At 44.8% G+C, this 12,292-nt stretch carries 13 protein-coding genes and 1 riboswitch; of the genes, 11 read left to right on the plus strand and 2 right to left on the minus strand.

Annotation, left to right across the window (positions count from 1 at the left end):
* The coding region (locus AC1DWN_RS19525; RefSeq protein ID WP_477560572.1) for a hypothetical protein at positions 1-201 on the minus strand (201 nt) is incomplete at its 3' end.
* Between the two features lie 258 nt (positions 202-459).
* A riboswitch (cobalamin riboswitch) is annotated at positions 460-671 on the plus strand.
* Between the two features lie 234 nt (positions 672-905).
* On the opposite strand from AC1DWN_RS19525, the gene AC1DWN_RS19530 reads away from it, so the two are divergent.
* The 11 genes from AC1DWN_RS19530 to AC1DWN_RS19580 all read left to right on the plus strand — a co-directional run bounded on the left by AC1DWN_RS19530 (position 906) and on the right by AC1DWN_RS19580 (position 11,157).
* Positions 906-1,880, plus strand: a complete 975-nt coding sequence (locus AC1DWN_RS19530) for an ABC transporter substrate-binding protein (protein WP_477560573.1) — start codon at positions 906-908, stop codon at positions 1,878-1,880.
* 39 nt (positions 1,881-1,919) lie between these two features.
* Positions 1,920-2,921, plus strand: a complete 1,002-nt coding sequence (locus AC1DWN_RS19535) for a FecCD family ABC transporter permease (protein ID WP_477560574.1) — start codon at positions 1,920-1,922, stop codon at positions 2,919-2,921.
* Complete coding sequence (locus AC1DWN_RS19540; RefSeq protein ID WP_477560575.1) at positions 2,918-3,706, plus strand: heme ABC transporter ATP-binding protein; 789 nt, start codon at positions 2,918-2,920, stop codon at positions 3,704-3,706. Before AC1DWN_RS19535 ends, AC1DWN_RS19540 begins: the two co-directional genes overlap by 4 nt.
* A 31-nt stretch (positions 3,707-3,737) precedes the next feature.
* On the plus strand, positions 3,738-4,802 hold the full coding sequence (gene cobT / locus AC1DWN_RS19545; RefSeq protein ID WP_477560576.1) for a nicotinate-nucleotide--dimethylbenzimidazole phosphoribosyltransferase: 1,065 nt from the start codon (positions 3,738-3,740) through the stop codon (positions 4,800-4,802).
* A 10-nt stretch (positions 4,803-4,812) separates the two neighbouring features.
* A complete protein-coding gene (gene cobU, locus AC1DWN_RS19550) occupies positions 4,813-5,403 on the plus strand; it encodes a bifunctional adenosylcobinamide kinase/adenosylcobinamide-phosphate guanylyltransferase (protein WP_477560584.1) in 591 nt (196 codons plus the stop codon).
* A complete protein-coding gene (cbiB, locus tag AC1DWN_RS19555) occupies positions 5,400-6,380 on the plus strand; it encodes an adenosylcobinamide-phosphate synthase CbiB (RefSeq protein WP_477560577.1) in 981 nt (326 codons plus the stop codon). The genes cobU and cbiB overlap by 4 nt, the downstream gene beginning before the upstream one ends.
* Positions 6,362-7,174 carry an adenosylcobinamide-GDP ribazoletransferase gene (gene cobS, locus AC1DWN_RS19560; protein WP_477560578.1) on the plus strand — a complete coding sequence of 271 codons (813 nt, stop codon included), beginning with the start codon at positions 6,362-6,364 and terminating at the stop codon, positions 7,172-7,174. The genes cbiB and cobS overlap by 19 nt, the downstream gene beginning before the upstream one ends.
* Positions 7,175-7,224: 50 nt before the next feature.
* Positions 7,225-8,325: a pyridoxal phosphate-dependent aminotransferase gene (locus tag AC1DWN_RS19565; RefSeq protein WP_477560579.1), complete on the plus strand. Its 1,101-nt coding sequence runs from the start codon at positions 7,225-7,227 to the stop codon at positions 8,323-8,325.
* A 5-nt stretch (positions 8,326-8,330) separates the two neighbouring features.
* Positions 8,331-9,935, plus strand: coding sequence for a cobyric acid synthase (locus AC1DWN_RS19570; RefSeq protein ID WP_477560580.1), 1,605 nt, complete (start codon positions 8,331-8,333; stop codon positions 9,933-9,935).
* Positions 9,936-9,957: 22 nt separating this feature from the next.
* The gene (locus tag AC1DWN_RS19575; protein ID WP_477560581.1) at positions 9,958-10,668 is read left to right on the plus strand and encodes an adenosylcobinamide amidohydrolase; all 711 of its coding nucleotides are present in this window, start codon (positions 9,958-9,960) and stop codon (positions 10,666-10,668) included.
* A 72-nt stretch (positions 10,669-10,740) separates the two neighbouring features.
* Positions 10,741-11,157, plus strand: coding sequence for a VOC family protein (locus AC1DWN_RS19580; RefSeq protein WP_477560582.1), 417 nt, complete (start codon positions 10,741-10,743; stop codon positions 11,155-11,157).
* Between the two features lie 687 nt (positions 11,158-11,844).
* On the opposite strand, the gene AC1DWN_RS19585 is transcribed toward AC1DWN_RS19580, so the two are convergent.
* On the minus strand, positions 11,845-12,292 hold a 448-nt coding region (locus tag AC1DWN_RS19585; protein WP_477560583.1), incomplete at its 5' end, for a phytanoyl-CoA dioxygenase family protein.

Here is a 12,292-nt window from a genome sequence, read left to right on the forward strand (position 1 = left end):
ATGCAGCACCTTCGCAGCATAGGGATTGATGGTCCATACGGCATGACCATTTTTAAAATCATGCTCAGTCATTGCTGGTACGGATGCACCATCTTTATCCGAATAAAGCCAAAAAAGCGCGATTCCAATCAGCAGAGCAATTAAAATGAATAGGATGGTAAGCTTATGACTGGACTTGAGAGGTTTGTTTTGGGGCAGCATGATATCAGTCCTTTCTTATATCGCCGTTTATCTTTATGGATAAACGCTTCACAAGCGGCTTTACTATGTTACCTATGCTGTTTAAGCAAGGTACAGAACCGTAACACAGCATTGCTTTAACTGTTTTGGCGTGGATTTAAGTTTGACTCTGAATGTAAAAGGTATGGGTTAGGGAGACAACAGTAGACAAATAATTGGCAAGAGTGTATAGTAACTACTGATAATTTAATAGTTTATAAATAGGTGCTTGATTGAGTTTTACTAGAGAAAATGTAAGGTATCTCTAATACTCGTTGAAGCTTAATAGGGAAGTTCGGTGAAAATCCGGCACGGACCCGCCACTGTAAGGAGCGGCATTGTGAGTGAATACTCGCCATTGCCTGTGCACCAGCAATAAGTCACTGAGTGAATGCTCGGGAAGACGCTGGCTGCGAGATCTGAGTCAGGAGACCTGCCTATTTACATAACGCTGTATCCTACGTGGACTTAGGGAGGTGTTGGAAGAGCAATTCGCTATCTTTTTTTGGCGTATGACAGCATTTCTGACACATTTGTCAGAGATGCTTTTTTTGTTTTAAAAATATAGGAAAGTTTCACACGATACTTTTCCCTATATTTTACCGCGTTACGAGCTTATGCCGCCAGAGTACGGCGTCAGCTGATTATGGTTGTACGGAATACAATTATAAGGAGTGTAAAGAAGAATGAATGGAATGAACAAGAATTTGATGAGAACACTATTAGGTTTTATGCTAGCGATGATGCTTGTATTTACTGCAGCATGTGGTGCTGATGCGAACAAAGAAAACAATACAGGAAAAACGACGAATACGGAGCAGGGAGATAGTTACAAGCCGACGGAAGCATACCCAGTTATCATTAAAGATGATACAAATACGGAAGTGAAGTTTGAACAAGCGCCTACGAAAATCGTAACTTTAGCACCAAGTGAAACAGAAGCGATCTATGCGATCGGTTCTGGAGAGCAGGTTGTTGGTGTAGACGAGTATAGTAACTATCCGGAAGAAGCGGCATCGAAAACGAAGGTTGGCGATATGACGACAAATATTGAAGCCGTTGTTGCGTTGAACCCTGACCTAGTCCTAGCATCTTCATCCATGAATTCGGAAGCGATTACTAAGCTTCGTGAGTTGAAAATTACAGTATTAGCAACAGATCCTTTGACTTATGATGCGGTTGTTGCCAAAATCGAAAATTTAGGTAAAATTATGAATAGACCAACCGAAGCGGCAGCTATTGCTGACAACATGCGTTCGGTTAAACAACAAGTAACCGATGCGGTAAAAGGTGCTGAGAAGAAGACTGTATACTTAGAGTTCTCCCCTGGTTGGAGCGTTGGCAGCGGTACTTTTCTTGATGAGCTCCTAACACTTGCAGGAGGAACTAATGTTGCAGCTTCTAAGCCAGGCTGGTTCGAGGTTAGCGCGGAAGAAGTTGTTACTCAAAATCCGCAATTGATTATATATCCTGCATTGAAGGAGGATCCGAATCCGATTGTTGCTGGTATTAACAGCCGTCCCGGCTGGAATGTTATCGACGCGGTGAAAAACAAGCAATTGTTTGCCGTAACCGAGGATCCGCTTGTGCGGGTTGGACCACGCCTTGCAGACGGATTGCTTGAATTAGCTAAAGTGATTCACCCGGATCTCGTAAAATAAATGTTGAAACATAAATTAGTTTGGTATGGAGGAGCAGCTATGCTCCTTCTTGCTGTTTCTATCGTTGCTAGTCTTTCCATTGGTTCTGCTGGAATTTCTTTTCGTGATGTTTGGGGTATACTGATTCATCAGCTGCCATGGCTCAAGGACGAGCCTGTTACCTATACTCCTGGAGAAATTGCGATCGTTACGCAAGTAAGGCTTTCTCGCGTTCTGCTTGCTGTACTTGTTGGCGCTTGTCTTGCGTTAGCAGGAACAGGGTTCCAAGGGGTGCTGAGAAATCCGTTAGCTGACCCTTACACGCTAGGAGTCGCTTCTGGTTCTTCTGTTGGTGCTGCTTTTATTATTTTATTCGGATTGCAAACGGCGCTTGGGATGTGGACGATTCCGCTAGTGGCGTTCGCAACGGGGACGGTTACTCTATTAGGTGTGTTCTGGCTCTCGCGAGAAAAAGGCGTGATGCATATTGAAACGCTCATTTTATCTGGTGTCATTATTCAGTCCTTTCTGGGCGCATTTGTTTCCTTCATGGTGTCGATGTCTGAGGGTGTCGTCAATCAGATTTTGTTCTGGCTGATGGGGTCACTTGCTATGAGAAGCTGGGATAATGTCTATATGCTAATTCCATTTCTTGCAGTTGGGCTTCCTTTATTGCTCGTTTATGGACAATCACTTAATTTATTTGTACTCGGCGAGCGTCATGCGGCACATTTGGGCATTCGCGTCGAGAGGACTAAGCTTATTGTACTCATAAGCTCCACGTTGTTAACTGCTGCTGCAGTTTCTGTCTCAGGAGTAATAGGCTTTGTTGGACTTGTCGTTCCGCATTTAATTAGGCTGCTAGTTGGACCGGATTATCGATTAATAACACCGTTGTCGGCAATTGGTGGAGGCATATTTGTTTTATGGGCAGATACACTAGCTAGAAATGTACTGACTCCAAAAGAAATTCCACTCGGCGTCGTCACAGCGTTAATCGGAGCCCCCTTTTTCGCTTACTTATTACACCGTCGCAAGCTGAAACAAGGAGGCTCACTATGATTGACGTACGAGGAATAATGCAGTCGGTTCAAGGCCGTCATGTATTGTCTAATCTCTCTTGTTCCTTTCAAAAAGGTCTGATGTATGGGATTATTGGACCTAATGGTGTAGGTAAATCAACCTTGCTTCATTTATTGTCAGGTGTAGAGCGTCCGAGAGAAGGCGAGGTACTGCTAGAGGGTCAGCCGATTAGCGCTTTACCGCGTAAGCAGTTGGCACGAAAGATGGCTGTGCTGCAGCAAAGCGGTCTTCCGCCTGTTGGTTTCACGGTGCGTGAAGTTGTCAGTATGGGGCGATTTCCGTATCAGAACTGGCTTGGCAGTGAAGAGCAGGACTCGGATTCTATCATAGATGACGCATTGCAAGCGATGGGATTACAAGATCTTGAGCTTCGCAAAATGGATCAGTTAAGCGGAGGAGAGAGACAACGCGTAGCACTCGCTAAGCTGATGGCGCAGGAGCCATCTATTATTTTGCTAGACGAACCAACGACCTATTTGGATATCGGATATCAGATTCAATTGTTGGATACGGTTAGAGAGTGGCAAAGAGAACGCGGACTGACCGTTATTGCCGTCTTGCATGATCTGAATTTAGCTTCACTCTATTGTGATGAACTTGTGGTCTTGCATCAAGGAACTGTTGCTGCAGCAGGTAGTCCACATGAAGTATTAACCTCTGAGCTGATAGAGCGAGTATATGAAACGGTTACAACAGTCATTGCACATCCGATCACTGGCAAGCCGCAAATTATGCTGCAGCCAGGATTTGAACCTATAGCTTGATTGAATTTGGAATACGAAGGAGCAATAAGTAATGTCTGAGCATTTGTACGAAGAATTGTTGAATACAGTGTCGCGTATTAAACCGTTTGAAGAGGAAAAGGCACAGTTAGCTGATCACCATTCTAATTCACTGACAAAGCCTCCAGGTAGTCTTGGCAAGCTTGAAGCTATTGCTCGCCAGCTTGTTGGAATTACAGGTCAATTATGGCCAGATTTATCACACAAAGCAGTCATTGTCATGGCTGGCGATCATGGTGTCTGTGAGGAGGGGGTTAGCGCCTTCCCACAAGCAGTGACACCGCAGATGGTAATTAATTTTCTAAATGGCGGTGCGGCAGTTAATGTGCTTGCAAGACAAGCAGGAGCAAATGTCGTATGCGTAGATATCGGGGTAAACGCTGATTTGGAACACGAATTGCTCGTAAGCCGCAAGGTAGTAAGAGGGACAGCCAATATGGCGAAGGGGCCTGCTATGACCCGTGAAGAAACAATACGCGCAATTATGGTTGGTATCGAGATCGTTAACGAGCAGGTTCGTCAGGGCGTACGCCTTATAGCAACTGGTGAGATGGGTATTGGCAATACAACAGCAAGCGCAGCTATTACAACAGTGCTTACTGGATTGTCGCCGGAGGAGTCCGTAGGACGCGGAACGGGTATTAATGATGCAGGCTGGTTAAACAAGGTGGATGTTGTCAAACGTGCAATTGCGCTAAATAAGCCCGAAGCGTCCGATCCTATTGATGTGCTCGCAAAGGTAGGCGGCGTAGAAATTGCTGGACTAGTCGGCGTTATTATCGGCGCTGCTGCTAACGGCTGTCCAGTAGTTATAGATGGGTATATTTCATCCGCAGCTGCTCTTGTCGCGTCTCGCATAGCAGAGCAGACAAAACCTTATATGATCGCATCGCACTTATCACAGGAGCAGGGACATTTGAAGCTGCTGGAATCCATTGGCTTATTGCCGATGATTCAATTGGAGCTAAGGCTGGGTGAAGGTACAGGAGCTGTATTATGCTTTCATTTTATTGATGCAGCGCTTCTTCTTATGCAAGAAATGGCGACTTTCGATAGCGCAGGTATATCAAAAGGTTAGGTGATAAATGATGGCAATACTCGTAACTGGCGGTGCCCGCAGCGGTAAAAGTGGCTTCGCTGAGCAATATGCGAAACGATCTGGCGCAAGGGGGATATATCTGGCTACATGTCAGCCCTATGACGAGGAAATGACAGCTAGAATCGGGAAGCATAGAGAAGATCGCGATCATTCTGGTTTTATATGGGAGACAGTGGAGGAGCCTTATGAAGCTGCGGAGCTGCTGGAACAATTCGCGAAGCAAATTGCTGAAGAAGTAGAAATGGGTAATAAACCTCCAGTAGTACTGATAGACTGTTTGACACTTTGGCTAACGAATTGGCTGCTTCGTGTTGATTATGAATCTCTTAGTGAACTACGGTTGGAAGCTGAAAAGGACAAGCTATTATCCGCGATTCAAAATTTTCCTTATACACTGCTGTTGGTTACAAATGAGGTTGGTGACGGTATCGTTCCCGAGTATCCACTCGGTAGGCTGTTTCGTGATGAGGCAGGCCGTCTCAACCAACAGGTAGCGGCCATATGCGAGAGAGTTTTTCTAGTGACGGCAGGTATTCCTATTGAGCTGAAGTCGCAAGCTTTTAGATGGGAGCAGCTATGATGTTTTACTCCTTAGAAGAACTGCTGCTGCTCACGGCCGCAGCCATCATAATTGATTGGATCTTCGGCGATCCGAAGTGGCCGACCCATCCTGTCATCTGGATCGGTCGGCTTATTCGATTATTAGAGCGGTTGCTAGCGCCAGAACGACGGGAAGGCTATCCAAATATCGTAAAACTACTTGGTGTAGTTCTAACAGCAACCACTTTATTAATAAGCTTTGGGGTGATGTGGGGCTTGGTTTGGACAGCGAATGCCATACATCCTTGGCTTGGCTATGTGCTAAGTGTGTGGTTCATCTCAACTACGATTGCCGTTAAAGGTTTAAAGGATGCTGCGATGCTCGTCTATAAACCATTAATAGCAGGAAGGCTAGATGAAGCCAGAAAATATGTGGGTTACATAGTGGGACGCGATACAGATAAACTTGATGAACGTGAAGTAGCGCGGGCTACAGTAGAGACGGTTGCTGAAAATACGGTAGATGCGCTTGTATCTCCGATTTTGTTCGCTCTTATAGGAGGCGCACCACTTGCGATGCTATATCGCGCAACAAATACATTGGATTCGATGGTTGGCTATCGTAATGATAAATATATACATTTTGGTTGGTGCTCGGCACGTACGGATGATGTGCTTAACTATATTCCAGCTAGAATAACGGGTCTATTACTTGCTTTATCGGCATTAGCGTCTCCTGGGATGAAAGCTGGACAAGCCATGCGAGCAATTATTAAGTTTGCACGATTTCATCCTAGCCCGAACAGCGGCATCCCTGAATCAGCTGTTGCGGGAGCACTTGGTTTTGAACTTGGTGGAACAAACGTCTATTTCGGAAAATCGAGTGAACGTGCAAGAATGGGGTGGCCTTTAAGACCTTTGCAGCCGAATGATATTAGGCTGACCGTCCGTTTATTGTATAGTGTCAGCGTAATTTTATTAACGGGGGTGATCGTTGCATGGTTAGTGGTTCAGTGAAGCTGCATGTTCAAGCTTTTGTAGCTGCCTTTCAATTTTTAACGCGATTGCCTTTGCCYATGACAGTTCCCTTCAACTCACCTGTATTGACGCGAAGCATCATCTATTTCCCAGCAGCAGGAGCTTTCATTGGCGGATGTGTAGCAGCATCAGCTTGGCTCTTAAATCTAGTGCTGCCAGAATGGCCAGCAGCGGTTATTCTTCTTGCTATATGGACAGCGCTTAGCGGAGGGCTTCATCTGGATGGTTGGATGGATACAGCTGACGGCGTACTAAGTCATCGTTCAAGAGAGCGTATGTTGGAAATAATGAAGGATAGCCGAGTAGGGGCAATGGGAGTGTTGGCTGCGGTGCTTCTGCTTCTTCTCAAAGCTTCGTTACTGGCAGAACTTCTTGTTCAAGAGAATATCGCTATTTATTTAATGGTATTAATAATTAACCCCATATGGAGCCGTGCGTGGATGGCAGCTGCAATCGGAAGTTGGCCTAGTGCAAGGCGCGGAGAAGGAATCGGGCAATTATTTAATGGCGTTAATCGAATAGGGATTTTAGCAGCTTGTCTCGTTTCGTTTATTCTAACGTTTGGCATATTAATGGGTTTTCAATTCAAACTAACAGATGCAATTGCGATCATGGGAGCTTGTTTCCTTGTTACTATTATAAGTGGCGGTCTTCTTGGCATATGGTTAAATCGCAAGCTGGGCGGTTTAACTGGTGATACTTATGGTGCAATGAATGAAGCCGTTGAAGCGATGCTGCTCCTGGCAGCGGTTGTTTGGCTAAACGCTTCATAGTGGATTAGAGAGTTTCATAAAGAGTTTCATAAGAAGGAGCTTGATACATTATGCTGGAGAGATATGGGCACGGCGGAGATTTGCGAACAGCCGAGGAAGCATTCGGAAAGCCAGCGGACTCCTTCGTCGATTTCAGCTCGAATATGAATCCGTTGGGACCTCCAAGTGGAGTTAAGAGGGCATTGTTAGCCTATGCGGACATTATTGGACAATATCCAGACCCTGCCGTGCGTGGTCTTAGAAATAAGCTTGCGCTTCATCATGATATTGATGAGCAATCCATCTTGATAGGTAATGGGGCAGCCGAGCTGATTGACTTAGTTGTACGGGCGTTACAGCCGAAATTGACTACACTAGCCATCCCATGCTTTGACGAATATAGGGATGCCGTTCGCAAAATTAGCGGTGCGGTACATGAGATTAAGCTGTTGGCAGAGAGTCAGTTTGAGCTGGAAGCTGAGTTAGAGCAATTCTCTGGGGTTGCGGAAGAAGGCTCGTTAATCATGCTTGGCTCGCCGAATAATCCGACCGGGCAGCTTGTAGACCCTGAGGTTATAAGGTTTCTACTTCAAAGCGGAGCCTATATTGTTATTGATGAAGCATTTATGGATTTCGTTCCTAACGAATCTCGATATAGCTTAATAAAGGAAGCATCATGTAATGATAGATTGTTTGTCATACGTTCAATGACGAAATTTTACTCTATACCAGGCATCCGACTTGGTTATATTGTGGGTACACCTAAAGGTCTTAGCGGGCTAAAGAGGCTTCAGGTTCCGTGGAGTGTAAATTCACTGGCCCAACAGATCGGTGAGACGGTATTGGATGAAGAATTATTTGCTGAACGTACATTACAGTGGTTAGAAGTGGAAAAACCTTGGCTGACTGCACAGCTTCAGGAGATCGGATTCGAGGTAAATCCGAGTGCAGTCAATTATTTGCTGCTTCGTATTCCGCAGTCACTGGGACTAAGCGCAAGTATGCTGCAGCTCGAGATGGGTAAACAAGGCGTGCTAATCCGGGATGCATCGCGGTTTCCAGGACTTGATCATACCTATGTCCGTGTCGCAATAAAGCTAAGGGAGCAAAATGAACTCTTACTGAACGCTTTAAGACAAGTATTAGAACAAACTGGAAAGCGTAAGGGATGATAAATATGAGCCGAAAAACGTCAAAATCATCTGTACAAATCGGTCGTACTATTATGGTGCAAGGTACAGCATCAGATGTTGGCAAAAGCCTCATCACAGCGGCATTGTGTAGAGTTTTCACGCAAGATGGGTGGAAAACTGCGCCATTCAAGTCGCAAAATATGTCACTCAATTCCTATGTGACTTGGGATGGCAAGGAAATCGGACGCGCACAAGGGATGCAGGCTGATGCATGCGGGATACTGGCGAATACCGATATGAACCCGATCCTGCTTAAACCGACTGGCGAAATGTCATCGCAGGTTGTTGTGCATGGGAAGCCGCTACGCGATTTTGATGCGCGTGATTATCGGGAGAACTATTTGCCTATTGCTGGCGAAATTGTCCAAGAATCGTTGAAGCGACTGCGTGACACCTATGATATTGTCGTTCTAGAAGGGGCGGGGAGTCCCGCGGAAATAAATTTGAAGGACCGTGACATTGTCAATATGCGTATGGCTTCATGGGCAGATGCACCTGTCATTTTGGTCGCAGACATTGACCGCGGAGGTGTATTCGCCTCAATCGTAGGTACTCTGGAGCTGCTTAGTCCTGATGAAAGAGATCGCGTTTGCGGCTTTATTATAAATAAATTTCGCGGTGATGTAACACTGCTTCAATCGGGACTTGATTGGCTAGAGGAGAGGACCGGTAAGCCAGTGCTTGGCGTTTTACCGTATATGCCGAATTTAGAGCTGGAGGATGAGGATTCCTTATCGCTTAGCAAGCAACTATCTTCAAATATGGAGATCGATTACACAGATCAACAAAATCATTTAGATATAGCTGTTATCAGATTGCCGCGTATTTCTAATTTTACAGATATGGACCCGCTTCACTTTGAAGCAGATGTAAAGCTTCGTTATATCGAGAGGCCTGAGCAATGGGGAAATCCTGATGCGGTCATTATTCCAGGAAGTAAAAATACGATGGAAGATTTACTTTGGCTTAAGCAAAATGGTTTCGCGGAATTGTTGCAACAGCATGTTCAAAAGGGTGGTTGGACGGTTGGCATATGTGGCGGCTATGAAATGCTTGGAAAAAGGTTGCTAGACCCACTCAGAGTAGAATCGGATATAGATCAAATAGATGGACTGGGTTATTTTGAGTTTGATGTATCATTCGCGGAAGTGAAGAAGACCGTGCGTATTGAGGGCCATGGCAAGCTAACTGATTCGATGGACTCCTTACCAATTGAAGGGTACGAAATTCATATGGGATCTGTTAAATGGCAACAGGTAGAGAGCTTAATTCGACGTCCCTTTCATATTCGTGAACAGCTTTTAACGAAGGAAATCGATACTACGCACCTCTATGAATCTGAGGGAGCTTGCACGCAGAATGGCAGGCTGTGGGGAACGTTCATTCATGGAATCTGGCATAATGATGACTTTCGCAGAACGTGGTTGAACCTAATTCGTGAATCAAAAGGACTGCTTGCTCTACCTTCGAATCTTCGATTTATGGAAAGGCGCGAGGGCGCGTTTAACCGATTGGCAGAGCATGCTCGCAGCCATCTAAATATGCCGCTTATCTATAAGCTGCTTGGTGCAGAGAAGGAGGATGAATAAGTGCAGAGAAGGAGGATGAATAATGAGTCAACCTTTTCGAAGTGGTGTGGACTATGAATCTACGATTTGTAATGGAGTACGTATTTATTTGCTTGAAGATAGAATTGATATGGTTTGTTCGGAAAAGCTACATACGCTGAGCAGTGCGGTTCACCCTGGAGGATTCTCATATGCGGATCGTATCATGAATTGGAAGGTACCACTCACCTATCAATGTGAGGATCCGGTAAGCGATATTGTGCGTCAATGTTCGGTATGGGGCTGTGATCCACAGCATACAATCGGTCTCATAACGGCGGCAAAGCTGACGCATGCTTCAGTAATTGAACTAGAAGGTGACCGATTTAAGCTGCTTTGCTGCACAACGGTTGGAACAGGTAACGCTGCAAGGGCTGGGCTGCCTCGTAATACATTCTCTGCCTATACACCGGGCACGATTAATACGATTCTTCTTATCGATGGACAGATGACGGAATCGGCGATGGTCAATGCTGTAATCACTGCAACCGAAGCCAAGACAGCGGCATTACAGCAATTAGGTATTGTTGAGCGCGCGAGTGGGCTGTCGGCTACGGGAACGACGACGGACGCTATCGTTATTGGGGTTAGTCAACACGAGCATTGGAAAGTGCTGCATGCGTACGCTGGTGCTGCCACAACAATAGGTTGTACTATTGGTGAAGCGGTTTACGAAACGGTTCTTGAAGCGGCTCGAACCCAAGCAGAAGAGTAATGTATGTATATTTAATGATTAGAATAGACAAGCTTAATTCTTGGATGATAATATATATGCGAGGTGATCGTAATGGCAGTTAAAGCGGATAAAATATTCGTCAATCTACCAGTTAAAGACTTACAAAAATCAATCGATTTTTTCTCAGCAATTGGTTTTGAGTTTAATCCTCAATATACCGATGAGAATGCAACATGTATGGTCATAAGTGATCACATATTTGTTATGCTGCTAGTTGAGGAGTTTTTCCAAACATTCACCAACAAAGAAATCTCAGATGCATCAAAAAATGCTGAAGTGATTATTGCATTATCAGCTAATAGCAAGGAAGAAGTTAATGAGCTTGTTAATAAAGCTCTAGCAGCGGGCGGGAATCCATATAATGAACCAGTTGATCATGGTTTTATGTATACTTGGAGCTTTCAGGATATAGACAATCATCTTTGGGAGATCATGTTTATGGATGAAAGTGCGGGCAGCGGAGAGTAGCATATAGTTGAGGTGGCGGTCCGATCTAATTCGGATACCGTCACTTTTTTATTTAGGATGCTTAGGAGCATACATTATTTGCAGCCGAGGTCAAATTTACTAATGCGGTTACCAGAAGCAGTAGCTTTGATTGTGGATCTGCTACTTCCTATGCTGAAACTTATTTATGGAGAAGATAAAAGCTTTCTCCACCATGTACAAGGACAGTACTTACGCTTATGCAGGCCAAATATGCTATAATACGTGGCGGAGTCGCCTTTTCTTAAAATATAGGAGTATAAGTTTCACGCTTATACCCCTACCTATATTTCATCGCGAGACGAGCTTGTGCCGCCGGAGGACGGCGACAGCCGTTTACACTTAGCATTGATGTTTCATTTTGAATCATCTTGTTTGGATTTACTAAAGTTAAAGGTTTCGATTAAGTCCTGTGTCGTTCGAACGACATATTCTACCTCTTTTAGCAGACTCCGGTTAAGGTAAGAGACTTGCTTAAGTAGTTTGATTGAATGGACTAAAGTAATGTACAGGGAAAAGAGCCTTTCGACGGATGCGAAATTGCAGCCTCTGGAAGGCTCTTTGTCATGAGTAATTGGAATATGCGCAGTATACGATTAAGAAGGCTTATGATAGTTGATTCATTATTAGGGTCCCTATTTATACTATCCTTTTCTTATTGCGCACAAGCTAAGCTCCTTGGTATATAACAGGAAAGCTGCTTCCAACAATGATTTCACCTGATTGCACTTCAATATGCGGTTCCATAGGATGAGCGCCATTTGGACTATAATAGATATGTTCCGGCATATAGTGAACAGCTATTGCGCGCCGTTTTGTATCTGTCTGATTATTTGATCCTCCATGCCAGGTCAGACAATGATGATAACCTACCTGTCCCTTTTTGATTTCGAAAGGCTCCGCTACGATCTCCGCTCCTATAGGAAGCAATTCAGGTTGAGAATGATAGGGTCTGAATTCGGAAGTACTTTTGATGTACTTACTTTGATCTCCCCATTTGTGACTGCCAGGCACCATCCACATGGCTCCATTCTCAATAGTAGCATCGTCAAGAGCTATCCAAGCGCTGACGAGATCAGCCGGCTGAATAATAGGCCATGCAGGATGATCCTGGTGC

The organism is Paenibacillus sp. P4_A7 (assembly GCF_056402455.1).